Source organism: Actinomadura violacea, assembly GCF_017573465.1.
Lineage (GTDB): Bacteria > Actinomycetota > Actinomycetes > Streptosporangiales > Streptosporangiaceae > Spirillospora > Spirillospora violacea.
Genome location: NZ_JAGEPF010000022.1, coordinates 98,433 through 116,928 on the forward strand (window position 1 = coordinate 98,433; position 18,496 = coordinate 116,928).

The 18,496-nt window shown below is 74.2% G+C and carries 24 protein-coding genes; 13 read left to right on the plus strand and 11 right to left on the minus strand.

From position 1 onward, the window contains the following. Positions 1-107 precede the first annotated feature (107 nt). Both J4709_RS33550 and J4709_RS33555 read left to right on the plus strand, forming a co-directional pair. Positions 108-1,064 carry an aminoglycoside phosphotransferase family protein gene (locus tag J4709_RS33550; RefSeq protein WP_208246834.1) on the plus strand — a complete coding sequence of 319 codons (957 nt, stop codon included), beginning with the start codon at positions 108-110 and terminating at the stop codon, positions 1,062-1,064. Between the two features lie 32 nt (positions 1,065-1,096). After that, positions 1,097-1,669 (plus strand): hypothetical protein, encoded by a 573-nt coding sequence (locus tag J4709_RS33555; protein ID WP_208246836.1) that lies wholly within the window; start codon positions 1,097-1,099, stop codon positions 1,667-1,669. A gap of 3 nt (positions 1,670-1,672) precedes the next feature. Here J4709_RS33555 and J4709_RS33560 read toward each other — a convergent pair whose 3' ends face one another. Next, positions 1,673-2,287 carry an ATP-binding protein gene (locus J4709_RS33560; RefSeq protein ID WP_307801765.1) on the minus strand — a complete coding sequence of 205 codons (615 nt, stop codon included), beginning with the start codon at positions 2,285-2,287 and terminating at the stop codon, positions 1,673-1,675. Between the two features lie 26 nt (positions 2,288-2,313). Here J4709_RS33560 and J4709_RS33565 point away from each other — a divergent pair, with 26 nt between their 5' ends. Together J4709_RS33565 and J4709_RS33570 are read left to right on the plus strand one after the other, a co-directional pair. Next, the gene (locus tag J4709_RS33565; RefSeq protein ID WP_208246841.1) at positions 2,314-3,171 is read left to right on the plus strand and encodes a helix-turn-helix domain-containing protein; all 858 of its coding nucleotides are present in this window, start codon (positions 2,314-2,316) and stop codon (positions 3,169-3,171) included. Continuing rightward, positions 3,168-3,374: a DUF397 domain-containing protein gene (locus tag J4709_RS33570; protein ID WP_208246843.1), complete on the plus strand. Its 207-nt coding sequence runs from the start codon at positions 3,168-3,170 to the stop codon at positions 3,372-3,374. Before J4709_RS33565 ends, J4709_RS33570 begins: the two co-directional genes overlap by 4 nt. A gap of 52 nt (positions 3,375-3,426) precedes the next feature. Here J4709_RS33570 and J4709_RS33575 read toward each other — a convergent pair whose 3' ends face one another. Then, positions 3,427-4,020: a TetR/AcrR family transcriptional regulator gene (locus tag J4709_RS33575; RefSeq protein ID WP_208246844.1), complete on the minus strand. Its 594-nt coding sequence runs from the start codon at positions 4,018-4,020 to the stop codon at positions 3,427-3,429. A gap of 50 nt (positions 4,021-4,070) precedes the next feature. Between J4709_RS33575 and J4709_RS33580 the strand changes: the two genes are divergently transcribed. The 3 genes from J4709_RS33580 (at position 4,071) to J4709_RS33590 (ending at position 5,980) form a co-directional block, all read left to right on the plus strand. Beyond that, positions 4,071-4,877, plus strand: coding sequence for a class I SAM-dependent methyltransferase (locus tag J4709_RS33580; RefSeq protein ID WP_208246847.1), 807 nt, complete (start codon positions 4,071-4,073; stop codon positions 4,875-4,877). 77 nt (positions 4,878-4,954) lie between these two features. Beyond that, a complete protein-coding gene (locus J4709_RS33585; protein WP_208246849.1) occupies positions 4,955-5,392 on the plus strand; it encodes a DUF2867 domain-containing protein in 438 nt (145 codons plus the stop codon). 33 nt (positions 5,393-5,425) lie between these two features. Continuing rightward, on the plus strand, positions 5,426-5,980 hold the full coding sequence (locus J4709_RS33590; protein ID WP_208246851.1) for a PadR family transcriptional regulator: 555 nt from the start codon (positions 5,426-5,428) through the stop codon (positions 5,978-5,980). Between the two features lie 28 nt (positions 5,981-6,008). Here J4709_RS33590 and J4709_RS33595 read toward each other — a convergent pair whose 3' ends face one another. Together J4709_RS33595 and J4709_RS33600 are read right to left on the minus strand one after the other, a co-directional pair. Beyond that, positions 6,009-6,632 (minus strand): TetR/AcrR family transcriptional regulator, encoded by a 624-nt coding sequence (locus tag J4709_RS33595; protein ID WP_208246853.1) that lies wholly within the window; start codon positions 6,630-6,632, stop codon positions 6,009-6,011. Positions 6,633-6,708: 76 nt separating this feature from the next. Beyond that, entirely contained in the window at positions 6,709-7,164 is a 456-nt protein-coding gene (locus J4709_RS33600; protein WP_208246855.1) for a MarR family winged helix-turn-helix transcriptional regulator, read from the minus strand. A gap of 82 nt (positions 7,165-7,246) precedes the next feature. Between J4709_RS33600 and J4709_RS33605 the strand changes: the two genes are divergently transcribed. Then, positions 7,247-8,752, plus strand: a complete 1,506-nt coding sequence (locus tag J4709_RS33605) for an MDR family MFS transporter (RefSeq protein ID WP_208246858.1) — start codon at positions 7,247-7,249, stop codon at positions 8,750-8,752. On the opposite strand, the gene J4709_RS33610 is transcribed toward J4709_RS33605, so the two are convergent. The 5 genes from J4709_RS33610 to J4709_RS33630 all read right to left on the minus strand — a co-directional run bounded on the left by J4709_RS33610 (position 8,753) and on the right by J4709_RS33630 (position 12,941). Next, positions 8,753-9,514 (minus strand): ABC-2 transporter permease, encoded by a 762-nt coding sequence (locus J4709_RS33610; RefSeq protein ID WP_208246860.1) that lies wholly within the window; start codon positions 9,512-9,514, stop codon positions 8,753-8,755. It abuts the gene before it with no gap. Next, on the minus strand, positions 9,511-10,425 hold the full coding sequence (locus tag J4709_RS33615) for an ABC transporter ATP-binding protein (protein ID WP_208246862.1): 915 nt from the start codon (positions 10,423-10,425) through the stop codon (positions 9,511-9,513). Before J4709_RS33615 ends, J4709_RS33610 begins: the two co-directional genes overlap by 4 nt. Positions 10,426-10,524: 99 nt before the next feature. Continuing rightward, the gene (locus J4709_RS33620; protein WP_208246864.1) at positions 10,525-11,190 is read right to left on the minus strand and encodes a response regulator transcription factor; all 666 of its coding nucleotides are present in this window, start codon (positions 11,188-11,190) and stop codon (positions 10,525-10,527) included. A gap of 29 nt (positions 11,191-11,219) precedes the next feature. Beyond that, a complete protein-coding gene (locus J4709_RS33625; RefSeq protein WP_232384427.1) occupies positions 11,220-11,645 on the minus strand; it encodes a pyridoxamine 5'-phosphate oxidase family protein in 426 nt (141 codons plus the stop codon). Positions 11,646-11,732: 87 nt separating this feature from the next. After that, a complete protein-coding gene (locus tag J4709_RS33630) occupies positions 11,733-12,941 on the minus strand; it encodes a sensor histidine kinase (RefSeq protein WP_232384428.1) in 1,209 nt (402 codons plus the stop codon). 228 nt (positions 12,942-13,169) lie between these two features. Between J4709_RS33630 and J4709_RS33635 the strand changes: the two genes are divergently transcribed. Together J4709_RS33635 and J4709_RS33640 are read left to right on the plus strand one after the other, a co-directional pair. Then, entirely contained in the window at positions 13,170-14,357 is a 1,188-nt protein-coding gene (locus J4709_RS33635) for a serine hydrolase domain-containing protein (RefSeq protein ID WP_208246868.1), read from the plus strand. Further along, positions 14,354-15,898, plus strand: coding sequence for an alpha/beta hydrolase (locus J4709_RS33640; RefSeq protein ID WP_208246870.1), 1,545 nt, complete (start codon positions 14,354-14,356; stop codon positions 15,896-15,898). The genes J4709_RS33635 and J4709_RS33640 overlap by 4 nt, the downstream gene beginning before the upstream one ends. A 9-nt stretch (positions 15,899-15,907) precedes the next feature. Here J4709_RS33640 and J4709_RS33645 read toward each other — a convergent pair whose 3' ends face one another. Beyond that, positions 15,908-16,600, minus strand: coding sequence for a DUF2249 domain-containing protein (locus tag J4709_RS33645; RefSeq protein WP_208246872.1), 693 nt, complete (start codon positions 16,598-16,600; stop codon positions 15,908-15,910). Positions 16,601-16,667: 67 nt separating this feature from the next. Between J4709_RS33645 and fdxA the strand changes: the two genes are divergently transcribed. The 3 genes from fdxA (at position 16,668) to J4709_RS33660 (ending at position 18,135) form a co-directional block, all read left to right on the plus strand. After that, positions 16,668-16,991 carry a ferredoxin gene (gene fdxA, locus J4709_RS33650; protein ID WP_208246874.1) on the plus strand — a complete coding sequence of 108 codons (324 nt, stop codon included), beginning with the start codon at positions 16,668-16,670 and terminating at the stop codon, positions 16,989-16,991. A gap of 5 nt (positions 16,992-16,996) precedes the next feature. Beyond that, a complete protein-coding gene (locus J4709_RS33655) occupies positions 16,997-17,629 on the plus strand; it encodes a helix-turn-helix transcriptional regulator (protein ID WP_208246876.1) in 633 nt (210 codons plus the stop codon). Between the two features lie 71 nt (positions 17,630-17,700). Beyond that, entirely contained in the window at positions 17,701-18,135 is a 435-nt protein-coding gene (locus J4709_RS33660) for a hypothetical protein (RefSeq protein ID WP_208246878.1), read from the plus strand. Between the two features lie 25 nt (positions 18,136-18,160). Here J4709_RS33660 and J4709_RS33665 read toward each other — a convergent pair whose 3' ends face one another. Next, on the minus strand, positions 18,161-18,490 hold the full coding sequence (locus tag J4709_RS33665) for a cupin domain-containing protein (RefSeq protein WP_208246880.1): 330 nt from the start codon (positions 18,488-18,490) through the stop codon (positions 18,161-18,163). Between the last annotated feature and the right edge of the window lie 6 nt (positions 18,491-18,496).

Consider the following 18,496-nt stretch of genomic DNA (forward strand, 5'->3'; position numbering starts at 1 on the left):
CGGGCGGCGGCGATCCGCGCCCGCCGCCCGGGATCAGCGCGCCGGTCTCCGTCCGACGGAGGCAAATCCCGTTGCGCCGGTCCGGGCACCATCGCCAGCATGATCGGATGACACCACCCGCGACCGGCCGTCGCCTGCCTTGGGACGCGATCCCCGCCGCACTGCGCGCGGACGTCGAGAAGGAACTCGGCGGCGACGTGGCGGAGGCCGCGACGCAGCCCGGCGGATTCTCCCCGGGCGTCGCCGCCCGCCTCCGCCTCGCCGACGGCCGCCGCGCGTTCGTGAAGGCGGTCGGCCCGGAGCCGAACCCCGAAAGCCCCGCCATCCACCGCGCCGAAGCCGCCATCGCCGCCGCCCTCCCGGACGACGCGCCCACCCCGGCCTTCCTCGGCTCGTTCGACCGCGACGGCTGGGTCGTCCTGCTGTTCGAGGACGTCGACGGCAAGCCGCCCGCCCAGCCGTGGGCGCCGGACGAACTGGACCGCGTCCTGGACGCCGTCGCCGACCTGTCCCGGACCCTGACGCCTTCGCCCCTCCCGGCGCCGTCGGCCGAGGAGCGCTTCGCGGACGAGTTCCACGGCTGGCGGCACCTTCTCGCCGCCCACCGCCGCGGCGACGACGACCTGGCGGGCCTCGACCCGTGGGCGGCGGAGCACCTCCCGCGCCTCGCCGCGGCCGAGCCGGCCTGGTCCGCCGCCGCCACGGGCACCACCCTCGCCCACGCCGACCTGCGCGCCGACAACCTCCTCCTCACCCCTGACCGCGTGGTCGTCGTCGACTGGCCGTGGGCGTGCAGGGCGGCCCCGTGGTTCGACCTGCTGCTCTTCCTCCCCAGCGTCCGCATGCAGGGCGGCCCGCCCTGCGAGGACCTCTTCGCCGCCCACCCGGCCGCCCGCCACGCCGACGGGGACGCGGTGACGGCCGCCCTTGTCGCCTGGTCCGGCTTCCTCATCGGGCATGGCCGCCGGCCCCCGCCGCCCGGCCTCCCCACCCTCCGCGCCTTCCAGACCGCCCAGGGCCTCGCCGCCCTCGAATGGCTCAAAGCGCGCACGACCTGGCCCTAGCCCGGCGCGATCCCGGCGCGCGACACTGAGGCGTGCCTGACGAACGCGAACTGGGCCGCGCGGCGCAGGGCGCCGCTGACACCGGCCCCGGCAAGGCGCTCAACGATCTGGGCATCGGGCTGTTCCTGCTCCTCCTCGGCGTGGCCTGCGCCGCAGGCACGCTCGGCCTGCGATGGGAGGCGCTGCTCGTCTGGCCGCCTTGGGCCGCGCTGCTGGTCTTTGCTCTGCGGCGCCGACGCGACAGCCTCCCGCAAAGGGCATGGCTCCAGGGGACGGTCCGCCGCATCGAAGACCGGTCGGGCGTGCACGAATGCGACCTCGCGGCCGCGACCGAGGCCCGGCTCGGCTCCACCACCGTCATGCGTGGAGAACCGTCCTTCGGCGTGCTGACCTCGCGGGACGCCCTGACCGGCGACCGGGTGCGCTACGTGTTCAGAGGCGAGGACGGCCGTCCGCTGAAGCCGGACGACGTCCGGGCGCTCGCCGAGGCGTTGGACGCCGGACCGCAGAAACCGACGGCCGCGAGGCTGCGCGAGATCGCCGCGCACGGACGCGAACCGACGTCCGCGGAACGGGTCGACTGGAGCCACCGCATCACCCGCTGAGCCCTACGCCGGGCGGACGGCCGGGAAGTCGGCCCAGACGGTGGTGCCGGGGCCGTCGGGGCGGTGCCCCCACGCCTTCGCGAGCGCGGCGACGATGTGCAGGCCGCGCCCGCTCTCACCACCTGGATCGGTCCGCACCACCGGCCGCGCGCCGTCCGCACCGTCGTCGGTCACCTCGGCGCGCAGCACCCCGCGTCCCGCCCACAGCGCGATCGTGATCTTGCCGCCCTTCCCGGACGCGGTGTGCCGGATGCCGTTGGCCGCCAGCTCGTCCACCACCAGCGCCATGTCCGCGAGCAATTCCGACCCGGGGGAGATGTGCCCGGGAACCAGCGTGTCCCGCAGAAAAAGCCGAGCATAAGGGACGGAACGGTCAACCCCGGGAAGCGTGAGCGCCCCCAGAAGCTCCATACCGTTCCCTATGCCCGCCCATACATATCGAGCCTTGCCGGATGCCATCGCTTCCTCCTTCTCTTCGACACCCGCAAGAGTCATGCCGACCTGCCATCTCAACAACACGCTTCCGGTAGATGAGAGGTATTCGTAGGGCCGCCCATAGAGAAGGTGAACGTGCGAAGAACGAATATTTCTAACTTCTCTCTGGAGAGAGGCGATCATGCACGCAGTGTGACAACGTGCGGGTCATGGGATACGACCGGCAGACCTACCGCCGTCAGAAGATCGGCGACTCGCTGCGCATGTTCCGCGAAGGACTCGGCCTGACCCAGCGGGCCGCGTGCCGGCTCCTCGACCGCTCGCAGGCATCGCTCAGCGCTTACGAGAACGGCCACCGCGCCATTCGCCCCCGCGACCTCAAACACATTCTGGACGTTTACGGCGTCACGGACGACCTCGTCCGCAGCCGGCTCCTCTCCCTCGCCGCCCAGGGCCGCCAGGACGGCTGGTGGCACGACTTCGAGGAGCGCCTGGAGCCGGGAGTCGTCGACTTCGCGTCCCTTGAGGCCGACGCGTCCAGCGTTCGCATGTTCCAGCCTCTTCTGGTGCACGGTCTCTTCCAGGAGGAGGACTACGCCCGCGCGGTCATCGCCGACTCGGGCAGCGCGCTCCGCAGTTCACGGGATATCGAGACGGAGGTCAGCTTCAGGATCAGCCGCCAGCGGCTGCACGGTCAGGCGCGCCCGCCAATCATGTCGCTCGTGCTCGGTGAGCCGGCGTTGCGTCAGGTCATGGGCGGCGCCACTGTCATGCGGCGCCAGCTGCGCAGGCTGATGGTCATGGGCGAGCGCCCGCATATCAACCTGCAAGTCCTTCCATTCTCCGCCGGTGCTCATCCGGGAGGTGACGGCGCATTCACCATCCTGGGGATCGGTCCCGAGGCCCTGCTGGAGGTGGTGACGGTCCATAGCCTGACACGCAGTTGGTACGTGGACGAACCGGCGGACGTCGACCATTACAAGGAGGCGTTCGAACGTCTCTGCGAGATCGCTCTTCCCGCGGACGACTCCCAGAGGTTCATCGAGCGGATAGTGTCCGAGATATGAGTGAACTGGATCTCTCCACCGTATGTTGGCGGACCAGCAGCCACAGCTCTGGTCAAGGGACCGAATGTGTCGAGGTCGGTGAGATGGCGCGGGGAGTTCTGGCGCGGGATTCTAAGGATCCGTCGGGGCCTGTGCTGACGTTCGGTGCGGGGGAGTGGCGGACGTTCCTCACCGAGGTCAAGCGCGGGGCGTACGACGCCTGAGCGAGGTCATGGCGTGGACGCGGGGCCGTGGCTGGCGCGGCGGGCCGGTGACTCATGGTTCGCGGACGGCCCCCGCCATGGTCGTGGTGACGACGCGGCGGACGGCGTCGGCGTCCGGGCGGGGGCCGGTCCGGTCGGCGAACAGCAGGTGCCCGCCGCCGATCAGCATGGGTGCGAGGGTGTCGATGTCGGCGTCCGCGGCGATGCGGCCGAGGTCGCGTTCGGCGGCGAGGTAGGCCGCGATCATGTGGACCGCCTCGGTGGCCAGCGGGACGCCGGTGGGCCTCGTCGCGCGCAGCTTCGCGCGCAGCTCGTCCCGCGAGGTGATGAGCGCGACGATGGCCACCGCGACCGTCTCGAACACGCCGGTCAGGGCGTCGGCGAGGTTGCCGGTGACGGTCCCGGTCCCGGCGGCGGCGCACAGGGCGGCCTGCTGCGCCTCGACCCGGGCGATGCGGTCCTCGACGAGTTCGGCGAGGAAGGCGTCGAAGTCGGTGAAGTGCCGGTGCAGGACGCCCTTGGCGCATCCGGCCTCGGTCGTGACGGCGCGGCTGGTCAGCGCGTTCGGCCCGTCGCGCAGCAGCACGCGCTCGGCGGCGTCGAACAGCTGCTGCCGCGCGTCCCGCAGGGCCACCCCGGTCGGCACAGCGCACTCCTCCTTGACGTAGTGGGCGGTCGCCCATTTAAAGTGGGCACATGACCACTATACCTTCCGAGCCCCCGCCTCCCGCCCCTCACCGGCACCGGCGGCTGGCCGAGTCGTTCGGCGCCGACACCGAGCGCTACGACCGCACCCGCCCCCGCTACCCCGACGCCCTGATCGAGCGGATCGTCGCCGGCAGCCCCGGCCGCGACGTCCTCGACGCCGGGTGCGGCACCGGCATCGCGGCCCGGCAGCTCCAGGCGGCCGGCTGCCGGGTCCTCGGCGTGGAGCCCGACGCGCGGATGGCGGCCTTCGCGCGGCGCACCGGCGTCGAGACCGAGGTCGCGACGATCGAGGACTGGGACCCGGCCGGCCGGACGTTCGACGCCGTCGTCGCCGCGACCGCCTGGCACTGGGTCGATCCCGTCGCCGGCGCCGCGAAGGCGGCCCGGCTGCTGCGCCCCGGCGGCCGGCTCGCCGTGTTCTGGCACGCGCCGGAGCTCCCGCCCGAGATCGTCGAGGCGTTCGCCGAGGTCTACCGGCGCGTCGCGCCCGACTCGCCGTTCAACGTCCAGGCGGCGCGGGAGGGGCAGGAGGCGTACCGGCCGATCCTGGACATGGCCGCCGCCGGGATCGCCGAGGCCGGCGGGTTCACCGCCCCCGAGGAGTGGCGGTTCGAGTGGGAGCACACCTACACCCGCGACGAGTGGCTGGACCAGATGCCCACCCAGGGCACGCTGACGCGGCTCCCCGCTGAGCAGGTCGCCGAGGTGCTGGACGGCGTCGGCGCCGCCATCGACGCACTGGGCGGGACCTTCACCATGCCCTACGCGACCGTCGCCGTCACCGCCACCCGCTGATCGCCCCCGGATGCGCGCGGCCCGGAGCGGACGGTAGAACGGGGGGTGATGATCGTGTGTGCCCCCGGAGGTGCGTGGTGGCGGAGGACGGCGACTACGGCGACGCGTTCACCGTCCCCGTCGGGCGCGGGGACGGGCGGTCGGCCGAGGCGTGGATGCGGGAGGTGTTCGAGAGGGCTCCCGCGCCCGTGCGGGCCTTCCTGCTGGTGGGCTGGCGGGCCGTCCTGGGCCTGCGGCTCGGGCCGCGCCCGTCGCCCGACCACGTGCTGGGCTGGACGGTCGTGGAACGCGAGCACGATGCCGTCCGGTTGCGGCTCGAATCGGCGCTGATGACCGCCCGGCTCACCCTGCGGCTCGACGGCGGGGCCGCGCACTGGGCGACGTCGGTGTCGTACCGGCGGGGATCGGGACGGGTGCTGTGGGCGGTGGTGGCGCCGATCCACCGGCTGATGGTGCCGTACCTGCTGAAGCGGGCCGCGCAGGTGTCCCTCGTCACAACCGTGGATGGTCAATGATTTGAGTAATCAACCGCGCGTTATCGTCGGGGCATGTCGTTGCGTCACGCGGTGATGGCCGCGCTGCTGGAGGGCGAGGCGTCCGGGTACGACCTGGCCAAGGGGTTCGACGCGTCGGTGGCCAACTTCTGGATGGCCACCCCGCAGCAGCTCTACCGGGAGCTCGACCGGATGCGCGAGGACGGCCTGGTCGAGGCGCGGGTCGTCGAGCAGGAGCGGCGGCCGAACAAGCGGCTGTTCTCGCTGACCGAGGCGGGCCGGCGGGAGCTGCGCGAGTTCACCGCCGGGCCGCCGCGCCCGGGCGCGATCCGCGACGAGATGATGGTCATGGTCCAGGCCGTCGACGCGGGGGATGCCGACGGCGTGCGGGCCGCCGTCGGGGAACGGGTGGAGTGGGCGCGGGCGAAGATCGCCCGGTTCGAGCGGCTGCGTGCGCGGCTGTTGGACGGCCGCAGCGAGGAGGAGTTCCTCGCGGACGCCGAGCGCGTCGGACCCTACCTGACGCTGATGCGCGGCCTTGCGTTCGAGCGCGAGAACGAGCGGTGGGGCGAATGGGCCCTGGAGGTGCTCAGGCGGCGGGTCGGCTGACTCCGGGACGCGGGACGGCCTTCGCGGCTCAGCCGCCCTCGCCGGGCAGGACGAGCATCCGCTCGAGGAGCGTGTGCAGGTAGCCGCGGAAGCGCTCCAGCTCCTCCGGTGAGACCCTCCGGTACGGGCCGTCGGTGGCGGGCTCGCCGTCCGGGCCCGTGCCGAGCGCCCGCTGGCTGAGGAACCCGAAGATGACCCAGGGGATCGTCCAGATCGTCAGGTCGAGGTCGACGTCCTCCGGGACCGCCTCGCGCAGCGCCTCGACGATCCCGCCGAGCCGCGGCCGGAGGTACTGCTCCTCCAGGTCGCCGGTGTCGGCGGCGTCGCCTGTCCGGCGGTGCAGCCACAGCCCGAGGTACTCGGGGTGCGCGGCGTAGAAGTCGACGTACTGGTCCACCAGCCGCTCGACGCCCTCGCGGGTGGGGGCGAAGCCCTCGGCCGCGCCGCTGATCGCCGCCCTGTCGGCGTCGGTGGCCCGCCGCATCACCTCGCGGTACAGCTCGGTCTTGCCGCCGGTCAGGCGGTCGACGGTGGCCGGGTCGACGCCGGCCGCGTCGGCGATCAGGCGCGCGGAGGTGCCGTCGAACCCGAGCTCGGCGAACAGCCGGGTCGCGGCGTCGACGATCCTGTCCAGGTCGGTGCCCCCGCTCATACTCCCGACACTAGCCACGCACGGTAGCGGCCCGCTTCCAGGAAGGTCATGAAGCGGCCAAATCACCGTTTCACGGTCAGCCCTCGTAGGCGTCGACGAACCGGGCGAGGAGGCGGGCGAACTCGGCGCGCTCGGCGCCGCTCCAGTCGCCCATGGCCTTGGCGAAGTGCTCCTGGCGGGTGCGCCGGGTGGCCTCGACGACGGACCGGCCCGCCGGGGTCAGCTCCAGGTGGATGCGGCGGCCGTCCTCCTGGGACGCGACGCGGCGGACGTACCCGGACTTGACGGCCTCCGCGACGATCCGGCTGCCGCGCGAGGCGTCGACGCCGAGGCGGGTGGCGACCAGGCCGACGCTCATCTCCTGGCCGGGGCCGTCCGGGCCCTCGTCGACGACGTCCACGACGTGCAGGACCTGCACGTCGACGGGGAGGTTGTGGTCCCGGACCGCCGCCCTGCCGAGCCGCTGGCGGGACATGCCGCGGCGCAGCTTGACCATGTTCCGCTCGACGGCGTCCAGTGCCTCGTCGGTCATGCCGCCAGTCTAGTCCGGTTGCGTCGCTCATATATGTGTGTCTAGCATCTAGATGCGTTAAGCATATGAATGAGGAGTGCACATGACGATCACGCGCGACGCGCCGGCGAAGATGACCCACCGGCACCGCGTCCTGGTGTTCGGCGGGCTCATGCTCGCCGGGCTGATGTCCTCGCTGGACGCGACGGTCCTCGGCACCGCGCTGCCGACGATCGTCGGCGACCTCGGCGGGCTGGACCGGCTCGCCTGGGTCTCCACCGCCTACGTCCTGGCCACCAGCGTCACCGTCCCGCTGTCCGGACGGCTCGGGGACCTGTTCGGCCGCCGGCCGGTCCTGCTCACCGGGCTGATCGGGTTCCTGGCGGGCTCGGCGGCGTGCGGGGCGGCGCCGTCGATGGACGCGCTGATCGCGTTCCGGGCCGTCCAGGGCGCGGCAGCCGGCTGCCTGATGAGCTCGATGTTCGCGGTGACGGGGGAGCTGTTCGAGCCGCGCGAGCGGGCCCGCTACCAGGGCTACTCGGCGCTGACGTTCGCCGTGTCCAGCATCGGGGGCCCGCTGGCCGGCGGGTTCCTCACCGACCATGCGTCCTGGCGCTGGGTGTTCTACGTCAACATGCCGCTGGGGCTTGCCGCCACCGCGCTCACCCTGGCCTTCCTGCGGCTGCCGAAGCCGGACCGGCGCCCCCGGATCGACTACGCGGGCATCGTCCTGCTCGGCGCCGCGGTCACCTGCTTCACCCTCCTGACCAGCTGGGCCGGGACCCGGTACGGGTGGCGCTCGCCGGAGATCCTCGCGCTCGCCGCCGGGTCGGCCGTGCTGTTCGCCGCGTGGGTGCTCGTGGAGCGCCGCGCCGCCGAGGCGATCATCCCGCCGCGGCTGTTCCGCGACCGGTCGTTCGCCGTCGCGTGCGCCGTCGCCGCGGTGGGCGGGGCGACCGGTTTCGGGCTCGCCACCTACCTGCCGATGTTCTTCCAGGTCGTCGGGGGAGCCGGCGCCACCGAGTCCGGACTCCTGCTCCTGCCGATGATGATCGGGCTGCTCGCCGCGTCCATGGGCGCCGGGCGGTACATCGCGCGGACCGGCCGCTACCACCGGCTGCCCGCCGCCAGCATGGCGATCAGTGCGGTCGGCGTCGCCCTCCTCGCCACCATGGACGTGCACACGGGGCTCGTCACTGCGGGCCTCTACATGACCGTCCTCGGCTTCGGCGCGGGGCTGTCGCAGCAGGTCGTCATGCTGATCGCGCAGAACGCGGCGCCGAAGCGCGACCTCGGCGCGGCCGGCTCCGGCGTGTTCGCGTCCCGGATGCTCGGCACCGCCGCCGGGATGGCGGTGTTCGGCGGCATCGTCTCCAGCCGCTTCGCCGAGGAGATCGGACGGCGCGTCCCGGCCGGGAGCGTGCCCGCGTTCGGCGACGCCGTCCGGCCCGAGGTGCTCGACACCCTCCCCGGGCCGGTCCGGCACGGCGTCGCCGAGGCTTTCGCGCAGGCGTTCTCCGACCTGTTCCTCACCGGCCTGCCGCTGCTGGCGGCCGGCCTGGCGGCGGCGGTGCTGCTCAAGAACGTCCCGCTCGGCCCCCGCGAGTGACTACTTCACCTCCCGCCGGACGAGCCGGACCGTCCCGGCCGCCAGCGGGACCAGCAGCCAGACGGCGAGGGAGGTCGCGATCCGCGCCCACTCCGTCGCGGTGACCCCCGGATCGGTGAGCGTGTCGAGGGCCCGGTTCGTGTCCAGCCAGCGGGCCGGGCCCTCCAGCCGCGGCACCATCTGCCCGAGCGTCGTCCACAGCGTCGGCAGCAGGAAGTAGAGCACGATGGCCAGCGGCGGGTTCATGAACAGCATCCCGAACGCCACGCCCATCGACACCATGATCACCGCGAAGAGCAGCATGGTGCCGGCGACCGGCAGTGGCAACGACCAGGACCCCGTGGAGCGGCCGAGCGCCGCGCCCGCCACCCGGCCGAGGAACCCGACCGCGATCCCCGCCGCGACGAACGCCCCCGCCAGGCACGCCCCGCCGAGCAGCTTGGCGGTCAGGATCCGGCTCCGCTCCGGGACCAGCGTGAACGTCGCCAGCGCCGTGCGCTGCGACCACTCCGACGTCACCGACATGATCCCGAGGACGGGCAGCAGGAGCGACACCCCGATCTGCGAGGCGGCGAACAACTGGCCGAGGGACTGCTCGTCGGCGGGCGCCGCGTAGAGGACGACCGGCATCATCGCCACCGCGCTGAGCGCGATCAGCACCAGCAGCCAGCGCCCGGCACGCGTGTCGACCATCTTGCGCAGCTCGACGGCGGTCAGCCGCCCCAGCGTCGGGCGCGGTGGCGCCGTGAGGACCGCGGTCATCGCAGCGCCCCCTCAGGTGCGGGCGCCGGGGCGGCCGCGTCGGCGGTCAAGGACAGGAACAGCTCCTCCAGTCCGCCGCCGGACGCCCGCAGCTCCAGCAGGACGGCCCCGGACGACGCCGCGGCACGCCCCACCACCTCGGCGCCGGCCTCCACGGCCAGCCCGCCCTCCGCACGGGCCGAGTACCGCAGGCCGGCGGCGGCCAAAGCCTCCTCCAGCCGGCCCGGGTCCAAGGCGCGCACGACGGTCCGGTCGGGCGCCGCCAGCAGCTCCTGCTTGGTGCCGCGCGCCGCGACCCGCCCGCCCGCGATCACCACGAAGCGGTCCGCGACCGCCTCGACCTCCAGCAGCAGGTGCGACGACAGCAGCACCGTCCCGCCCCGGTCGGCGAACCCGCGCAGCAGCCCGCGCATCCAGTGGATCCCCTCCGGGTCCAGGCCGTTGGCGGGCTCGTCCAGGATCAGCACGGCCGGGTCGCCGACCAGCGCCTGCGCGAGGCCGAGCCGCTGGCGCATGCCGAGCGAGTACCCGCCGACGCGCCGCCCCGCCGCCTTCTCCGACAGGCCCACCAGGGCCAGCAGCTCGCCGGCGCGCTCCTTCGGCATGCCGGTGACCTGCGCGGTCAGCGCCAGCACCTCGCGGCCGGTGCGGCCGGCATGCTGGGCGGCCGGATCGAGGAGCACGCCCACATGGCGCCCCGGGTTCGCGATCCGCCGGTACGGGACGCCCCGCACCGTCGCCGAACCCGAGGACGGCGGCGTCAGCCCGCAGATCATCCGCATGGTCGTGGACTTGCCGGCCCCGTTCGGGCCCAGGAATCCGGTCACGGTGCCCGGCTCGCAGCGGAACGTGACGTCCCGCACCGCCGCGACGTCCCCGTACCGTTTCGTCAGTCGGTCGACATCGATCATGGAACCAGGCTCGCCGGACCGGCGCCCCGTCCGCGTCCGCCGGACGTCGGCGGCGCGGCGACTTCGGTCGCCCGCCGCCGCGACCTAAGTCGCCCGCGCTCACCCGCCGAGGTCGGCGTCGTTGACCAGCAGCGCGACCTGCACCCGGTTGTTCAGCTCAAGCTTCGTCAGCAGCCGCGACACGTACGCCTTCACCGTCGCGACGCTCAGCGACAGCTCCCGGCCGATCTCGCTGTTGGTCTTGCCCTGCCCGACCCGCACCGCGACGGCCCGCTCGCCCTCGCTGAGCCGCTCCAGCAGCGCGCGGGCGCGGGCCTTGCGCGGGTCCGCGCCGGCGTCGGCGACGAACGACATCATCCGGCGCAGCACCGCCGGCGACAGCATCGGCTCACCGGCCGCGACCTGCCGGATCGCCTGGATGATCTCCGGCGGCGGGGTGTGCTTCAGCAGGAACCCGCTCGCGCCCGCCCGCATCGCGCGCAGGATGTGGTCGTCGGTGTCGAACGTCGTCAGCAGGATGATCTCCGGCGGGTCGCGGCGCGCGCGCAGCAGCTCGGTCGCGGCGAGGCCGTCCAGCCGCGGCATCCGGATGTCCATCAGCACCACGTCCGGGTGGTGCGCGTTGACCGCGGGCACCGCCTCCGCGCCGTCCGCGACGTCCGCGACGACCTCCAGGTCGCCGGCGCCCGCGAGCATCATCGACAGGCCCGACCGGACGAGCGCGTCGTCGTCCACGATCAGCACGCGGATGGGAGGTGCGTCCATCCCCCAACCCTAGGGGCCGCGGGCCGCGCCTACCCCTGCCGGAGCCGGCGGCCGCTGACCTCCATCGCCGTCAGGCTGAACCACGCCTCGCGCTCGCCCCCCGGCCACGGGTCGACCCGGACGGCGCGCTCGCGCTCCTCGCCCTCCAGCGGATGGGCGCCGCCGCGCACCAGCACGCTCCACCCCTCGTGCGTGTCGTCCTGGAACGCGTCGACCTCGAACGCGGCCCGCACCTGCCCGCCCGGCACGGCGGTCAGCAGGCTCCGGCTCAGCCGGCCCTCCAGGGACGTGCGGAACACCACCGACTCGCCGTCGACGGCGTAGTTCACCGGGACCACCGTCGGCCCCTCGCCGTCCTCGAACGCGATCCGGCCGATGCCGCCGGGCGCGATGAGCCGCAGGCACTCCTGCCGGTCGAGTTCCTCCAGGACGGGTTGTGCGGAGTCAGAAGCCATGTCCACGGCCATGCCCGCAACTCCCGGCGCCATGCGTCCCGCCCGCCACCTGCGTGAACGCGCCGGGCGCCGCGGCCGGGCGGCGGTTCAGCCGGGAAGGGGGAGGCGGGCGCGCAGCCGGAACCGGCCGTCCTCGGTCCGGCCGTGCTCCAGCGTCCCGCCGAGCAGCGCCACCCGCTCGCCGAGCCCCACGAGCCCGGCCCCGGCGCCGGGCAGCGCGGCGGCCGGCGGCCCCGGCGGGATCGGGTTCTCGATCTCGATGCCGAGCACCGTCCCGCCGGGCGCGTCGAGCGTCACCCGGACCCGCGCGCCCGGCGCGTGCTTGCGGGCGTTGGTCAGCCCCTCCTGGACGATCCGGTACGCGTGCCGCCCCACCCGCACCGGGACGGCCGCCGGATCGGGCACCCGGTCGTCCAGGACCACCTCGGCGCCGGCGGCGGACGACTCGCGCACCAGGTCCGGCACGTCGGTCAGCGCGGGCTGCGGGCGGTCGGCCTCCGCGCCGCCGGGGTCGCCGCGCAGCACCCCGATCACCTCGCGCAGGTCCTCCATCGCCTCGTAGGCGCTCTGCCGGATGATCCCGGCGGCGGCGCGCTGGTCCTCGGGCGCGTCCGGCCGGAACTCCAGCGCCCCCGCGTGCACCGCCAGCAGCGAGATGCGGTGCGCGAGGACGTCGTGCATCTCCCGCGCGATCCGCTCGCGCTCCAGCAGCCGCGCCTCCTCCACCCGCAGCCGCTGCCCCTCCTCGGCGGCGCGGGCCCGCTCCCGCAGCGAGTCGATCAGCTGCCGCCGCGACCGGACGAGCAGCCCGCTGGTGACCAGCACCAGGTAGAGCAGGCCGAAGACGAGCACGCCCTCCCGGAAGTCGTTCTCCGAGGCCGTCCCGATCCGGAACTCGGCGACGATCACCAGCATGTTCGCCACCGCGACCGCCGCGGTCGTCCGCCAGGGCCGCAGCCTGGCCACCGCGAACACCGCGACGGCCCCGGTGCCGAGCACCGTGGACGCCGTGAGCTGCGCGAACATCATCAGCACCGCGACGCCGACGGGGCGCCTGCGGCCCCACAGAAGCAGCACGACCCAGCTCGCGGCGCCGATCGCGAGGTCGCGCGGGACGGAGACGTCCGGGCTCGCCGCCCCCTCGCTCACGGTCGTCTGCAGCATGAGCAGGCCGAGCACCACCGCGCCGGCGGTGACGCCGAGGTCGCCGAGCCAGTCCCGCCACGAGCGCCGCAGGCCGAGCCGGTCGCCGAGGCGGGACGGGCCGGACGTGGGGGAGGGGCCGGCGGGATCCATGCCGCCAACGCTAGCGACCCCGCACCCGCCCCGAAGCGGCCCAGGGTCGGCGCTGCCATCGACTTTGGTCGACGGCCGTGCGGGCGTGGGCCGCGCACGCATGATCGCCCCTGCACGGCACGCGGAACGTGGGGCTGTCCCCACCATGGCCGTGCCAGCCTGCACGACGTCGAACCGGGGTGATCGCGTCACTGTGCCCGGGCCCGCGCGCGCCTAGCGTCGAGATACATGACCACACGAGAACCGAGGCGGCGGCGGGCCGTCCGCCGGGCCGCGGCGGTGATCGCGGCCGGCGCCGCGATCACCGGGGCCGCGGCTTTCCCGCCGCCCGCACACGCCTTCGCGCCGCCCGGCTGCGGCGACCACTCCGCCACCCGCGGCGCACTGCACCGCATCACGGACGTGGACGGGCTCACCGGGGCCGCCGTCCGGATCGACGATCCGCGCTGCGGGACGTGGACGGCCGCGAGCGGCGTGGCCGACCGGCGCACCGGACTGCCGATGCAGGCGAACCCCCGCGTGCGTGTCGGCAGCATCACCAAGTCGTTCACCGCCGTGACCGTCCTGCAGTTGGCCGCGCAGGGACGGGTGTCGCTGGACGCGCCGGTCGCTCGCTACCTGCCCGGGCTGATCGACGCGAACGGCTACGACGGCCGGACCATCACCGTCCGGAGCCTGCTGCGGCACACCAGCGGCCTGCCCGACCACATGGACTCCTTCAAGAGCACCGACGAGTTCCGGTTCGAGCACTTCGAGCCCGAGCAGCTCGTGCGGAGGGCGCTGCGGCTCCCCGATCCCGGCAAGGGCTGGCACTACTCGACGACCAACTACGTCGTCGCGGGCCTGATCGTGGAGAAGGTCACCGGGCACCGTCTGGAGGACGAGGTCGAGCGGCGGATCATCCGGCCGCTGGGCCTGCGCGACACGTACTGGCCCGGTGACGAGACCGGGATCCGGGGCGCGCACCCGCGCGGCTACGAGCGCGTCGAGCGGGACGGGACGGTTCGCTGGGCCGACCGCACCGACATGAACATCTCGGTCGGCTGGGCCGGCGGCGCCCTGATCTCCACCCCGCGCGACGTGAACGCGTTCTTCGGCGCGCTGCTCGGCGGGCGGCTGCTGCCCGCCGGGACGCTCGCCGAGATGGAGCAGGCCGTCTCCACCGGCCCCGACGGCCTCTGGCCGGGCGCCGCCTACGGGCTCGGGCTGATCGGCACCCCGCTGCGCTGCGGCGGCACCTGGTGGGGCCACGCCGGCGACATCGACGGCTTCACCACCCTCGCGGGCGTCGCCCCCGGCGGCCGCCGCGTGACCATCGCCTTCAACGAGAACCCGACCACGCAGGCCGCCTTCGACGACGAGCTGAACCTCGTCGAGACCGGCCTGTGCGACCCTCGCGGGACGGAGAAGCCATGACCCCGAGCAGGATCCTCGGCACGGCCGCGGCGGGACTCGCGGCAACGGCCGCGCTGGCCGCGCCGGCGACGGCGGGCGCCGCGCCGAACGCGGCCGCGGACGGCGGCCTCGCCCGGTTCTACTCCCAGCACCTCGACTGGAAGAAGTGCACGCTCGGCCCGGACGACGAGGTGGGGCGGGGCCTCGACGAGGCGGGCGCCCGCTGCGCGGACGTGACCGTCCCGCTCGACTACGCCCGTCCGGACGGCCGCACCATCAAGATCGCGATCTCCCGGCTCGCCGCGTCGGACCGGGCGCACCGGATCGGCGCGATGGTGCTCAACGGCGGCGGCCCGGGCCCCGCCATCGACATGCCGCCGTACATGCGCGGGATCATGGGCGAGGCCGGCCCGCGCTACGACCTGATCGGCATGGACCCGCGCTCGCTCGGCCGCAGCGCGCCGGTGGACTGCGGCTGGCCGAGCGCCACCTGGATCAGGTCGGCGGGGGAGACCCGGCGCTCGTTCCAGCGGTCGGTGCGGTTCGCCCGGGACCTGGCCGCACGGTGCGCCCGGACGAACGGGTCCGTGCTGCCCCACATCAGCACCCGCAACATCGCCCGCGACATGGACGTCGTCCGGGGGGCGCTCGGCGAACGGAAGATCTCCTACAACGGCGCGTCCTACGGCACCTACCTCGGTGCGGTCTACGCGACGATGTTCCCCGGCCGCCTGGACCGGACCGTCCTGGACAGCTCCGTCGATCCCACCCGGTGGGGGCCGTCCCTGCTCGCGGGCACCGAGAGCGCCAACGACCGCGCCCTCGCGAACTGGGCCGCGTGGGCGGCGAAGCGCGACGCGGAGTACGGCCTCGGCGACACGGGGGCGAAGGTCCTGGCCGAGGTCCGGGAGATCGTCAAGGCGTCCGCTCGCTCGCCCCTGGAGATCGGCCGCTACCGCGTGGACGACTCCCTCGCCCCGGTCGTCCTGTTCGACTACCTCGGCGACGACGAGGACTCGGCACGGGCCGTCCTCGCCGAGTCCGTGCGCGTGTTCGGCGAGGCGGCCGCGGGGCGGCCCGCCCGGCCGACCAAGGACCTGGACGAGGAGCTGGCGTTCCTGACCGGCGGTGACGAGTCGCTCTACGGCAGCGGCCAGAGCGCGATCATCTGCGGGGACGCCGCGGCCCGGCGCGACCCGGAGTCGTACTGGCGCGCCGTCCAGCGGGACCGTGCGGCCAGCCCCGTCTTCGGGCCGCTCACCCAGGGCATCAACCCGTGCGCCTTCTGGCCGACCGGGCCGCGCGAACCCCTCACGAAGGTCGGCGGGCGGGTGCCCGCGCTGATGGTGGCGGCGACGGGCGACACCCGGACGGTCTACGCGGCGAACCGCGCCCTGCACGGCCTGCTGCGCGGCTCCCGCATGATCACCTTGACGGGCGCCGACGTCCACGCCCCCTACCAGCGCGGATACCGCAACGACTGCATGACCCGCCAGGTGAACGGCTACCTGCTGACCGGACGGCTGCCCGCGGGCGACCTCACCTGCCCTCCGGAGCGGTGACCGGGGCCGTCAGGAGGCGGGCCGGCCGATGCGCACCCGCCACAGCTCCGGCCCGGACTCGACGTGGTCCCAGGTGAACGCGGCCGGGTGCGCCAGCCCGAACTCGCGCCGCAGGTGCTTCGGGTCGTGGTTGTTGACCAGCGTGAACGACTCGCCGGGCGCGAGCCGCGCGTACCGGGCGAAGATCCGGGGGTGCCGCTGCCCGCGCGGGATCTCGCGGACGTCGATCTCGTCCGGGCGCTCCAGCCGCCCGCCGTCCAGCAGCGTGCTCAGGTCGCCCGCGAGCAGGCCGAGGTCGGCGCCGGGCAGCGCGGCCAGCGCCGGGAGCAGCACCGTCTCCTCCACGGTGACGTGCACGGCGATGACGGCCGCGAGGTCGCGGGCGGCGCGCGCCGGGTCGGCGGCCGAGGCGACCGCGCCGGCCAGCGCCTCGATCTCGGCGGCGGTGGCGCGCAGCGCCCGGACGAGCAGCCGCGTCTCGGGCGCGCCGGACGCGGGCGCGTACAGCGCCTCGTCGACGGCGGCGAGGTGGCGGCGCAGCTCGCCGTCGAGGAACCCGGCCAGGACCGTGTGGTCCTGGCCGGGCTCGTGCTCGGCGAGCGCGGTGAGCCGGTCGAGCAGCCGGCGGTGGACGCCGCGCACCTCGGCGGCCGCGCGGACGGCCGGGTCGGTCTCGGTGGCCTGGATGAACACGTCGGACATGGGTGCCCCTCTCTGTTGCTCTGATTATTACATGTACTATTTGTAAAAACCCTGGAGGGGGCACGCCGTGACCTACGTGATCGCCGAGCCGTGCGTGGACGTCAAGGACCGGGCCTGCGTCGACGAATGCCCGGTCGACTGCATCTACGAGGGCGCCCGCTCGCTCTACATCCACCCGGACGAGTGCGTCGACTGCGGCGCCTGCGAGCCGGTGTGCCCCGTCGAGGCGATCTACTACGAGGACGACGTCCCGGACCGCTGGACCGCCTACACCGCCGCCAACGCCGAGTTCTTCGACGACCTCGGCTCGCCCGGCGGCGCGGCGAAGCTCGGCGCGCTCGACCGCGACCACCCCCTGATCGCGGCGCTGCCGCGGCCGGGGGAAGGATGAGGGCCATGGCCCCCGAACGCCACCGCCGCGGCGAGGTGCTGGACGCCCTGCGCGGCGCCGGCGCCCCGCTCGGCGTCGCCGACGTCGCCGAGCGGCTCGCCGTCCACCCCAACACCGCCCGCTTCCACCTGGACGCCCTGGTCGCCGACGGCGCGGCCGAGCGGACCCTGGAGCGCCCGTCCGGCCCCGGCCGCCCCCGCACCGTCTACACGGCCCGGCCCGGCATGGACCGCGGCGGCTCGCGCGGCTACCGGCTGCTGGCGCAGATCCTGCTCAGCCGGCTCGCCGCGGCCGGCCCGGACGCGCGCCGCGAGGCCGAGAGCGCCGGCCGCGAATGGGGCCGCTTCCTGGTCGACCGGCCGCCGCCGTTCACCCGGACGAGCGCCGGCGACGCGGTGGCGCGCCTCACCGCCCTGCTCGCCGACCTCGACTTCGCGCCCGACGCCGACGGCGACGTCGTCCGGCTGCGGCACTGCCCGTTCCTGGAGCTGGCCGAGGAGTACGGGCCGCTGGTCTGCGACGTGCACCTCGGCATCATGCGGGGCGCGCTGGCCGAGCTGGACGCGCCGGTCGAGGCCGAGGGGCTCGAGCCGTTCGCCGAGCCCGCCGCCTGCCTCGCCCGCCTGCGCCGCACCTGACCGGTGCCGCCGCACCTGACCCCCGGCCGCCGAGGCCGCGAAGACCGACCCTCCGAAAGGCGATGACGACCATGAACTCGACCGCGGCCGCCACGGCAGGCGCGCTGACCTTCCTGTGGCTGGGGATGGTGCTCGGGATCTCGTTCCTGGAGGCGCCGCTGAAGTTCCGCGCGCCGGGCGTGACGATCCCGATCGGGCTCGGCATCGGCCGCATCGTGTTCCGCGCCCTGAACCTCGTCGAGACCGTGCTGGCCGTCGCGGTGATCGTCGCCGTCGCGGCCGGGAGCCCGCCGGTGGCGGTCATCGTCCTCACCGCCGTCGCGGTGGTGCTGCTCGCGGTGCAGTTCGGCGTCGTCCGGCCGCGGCTGAACAAGCGCTCGGACCGGGTGCTCGCCGGCGAGGACGACCAGCCCCGCTCCCGCGGCCACCTGTACTACGTGGCGCTGGAGGGCCTGAAGGTCGCCCTACTGATCGCCCTCGGCGTCGCCGTCCTCGCCGCCGGCTGACCCGGCGGGCCGCCGCGCCGCGCCGTCAGTGCTTGGCGACGGTCAGCAGCACCGCGGCGTCCTCAAGCGCCTCCAGGGCGTGCCGGGCCGGCGGGATGATCAGCATGTCGCCGGACATCCCGTCCCAGGCGTCGTCGCCGCTGGTCAGCCGCACCCGCCCGTGCAGGACGTGCAGCGTCGCCTCCCCGGGGCTCTCGTGCTCGGTCAGCGACGTCCCGGACGTCAGGGCGATCAGCGTCTGCCGCAGGACGTGCTCGTGGCCGCCGTAGACGGTCTCGGCGCTGCGTCCCGTGGCCGCCGCCGCGGCCCGCTTGAGGTGGTCCCGTACCTGCGCGTCAAGCGAGAGCTTCTGCATGGCCCC

Coding starts and splice junctions, on each gene's coding strand:
- J4709_RS33550 (WP_208246834.1), top strand. CDS start 108: ATGACACCACCCGCGACCGGCCGTCGCCTGCCTTGGGACGCGATCCCC.
- J4709_RS33560 (WP_307801765.1), bottom strand. CDS start 2,287: ATGATCGCCTCTCTCCAGAGAGAAGTTAGAAATATTCGTTCTTCGCAC.
- J4709_RS33565 (WP_208246841.1), top strand. CDS start 2,314: ATGGGATACGACCGGCAGACCTACCGCCGTCAGAAGATCGGCGACTCG.
- J4709_RS33570 (WP_208246843.1), top strand. CDS start 3,168: ATGAGTGAACTGGATCTCTCCACCGTATGTTGGCGGACCAGCAGCCAC.
- J4709_RS33580 (WP_208246847.1), top strand. CDS start 4,071: ATGACCACTATACCTTCCGAGCCCCCGCCTCCCGCCCCTCACCGGCAC.
- J4709_RS33590 (WP_208246851.1), top strand. CDS start 5,426: ATGTCGTTGCGTCACGCGGTGATGGCCGCGCTGCTGGAGGGCGAGGCG.
- J4709_RS33595 (WP_208246853.1), bottom strand. CDS start 6,632: ATGAGCGGGGGCACCGACCTGGACAGGATCGTCGACGCCGCGACCCGG.
- J4709_RS33600 (WP_208246855.1), bottom strand. CDS start 7,164: ATGACCGACGAGGCACTGGACGCCGTCGAGCGGAACATGGTCAAGCTG.
- J4709_RS33605 (WP_208246858.1), top strand. CDS start 7,247: ATGACGATCACGCGCGACGCGCCGGCGAAGATGACCCACCGGCACCGC.
- J4709_RS33610 (WP_208246860.1), bottom strand. CDS start 9,514: ATGACCGCGGTCCTCACGGCGCCACCGCGCCCGACGCTGGGGCGGCTG.
- J4709_RS33615 (WP_208246862.1), bottom strand. CDS start 10,425: ATGATCGATGTCGACCGACTGACGAAACGGTACGGGGACGTCGCGGCG.
- J4709_RS33620 (WP_208246864.1), bottom strand. CDS start 11,190: ATGGACGCACCTCCCATCCGCGTGCTGATCGTGGACGACGACGCGCTC.
- J4709_RS33625 (WP_232384427.1), bottom strand. CDS start 11,645: ATGGCTTCTGACTCCGCACAACCCGTCCTGGAGGAACTCGACCGGCAG.
- J4709_RS33630 (WP_232384428.1), bottom strand. CDS start 12,941: ATGGATCCCGCCGGCCCCTCCCCCACGTCCGGCCCGTCCCGCCTCGGC.
- J4709_RS33635 (WP_208246868.1), top strand. CDS start 13,170: ATGACCACACGAGAACCGAGGCGGCGGCGGGCCGTCCGCCGGGCCGCG.
- J4709_RS33640 (WP_208246870.1), top strand. CDS start 14,354: ATGACCCCGAGCAGGATCCTCGGCACGGCCGCGGCGGGACTCGCGGCA.
- J4709_RS33645 (WP_208246872.1), bottom strand. CDS start 16,600: ATGTCCGACGTGTTCATCCAGGCCACCGAGACCGACCCGGCCGTCCGC.
- J4709_RS33655 (WP_208246876.1), top strand. CDS start 16,997: ATGGCCCCCGAACGCCACCGCCGCGGCGAGGTGCTGGACGCCCTGCGC.
- J4709_RS33660 (WP_208246878.1), top strand. CDS start 17,701: ATGAACTCGACCGCGGCCGCCACGGCAGGCGCGCTGACCTTCCTGTGG.
- J4709_RS33665 (WP_208246880.1), bottom strand. CDS start 18,490: ATGCAGAAGCTCTCGCTTGACGCGCAGGTACGGGACCACCTCAAGCGG.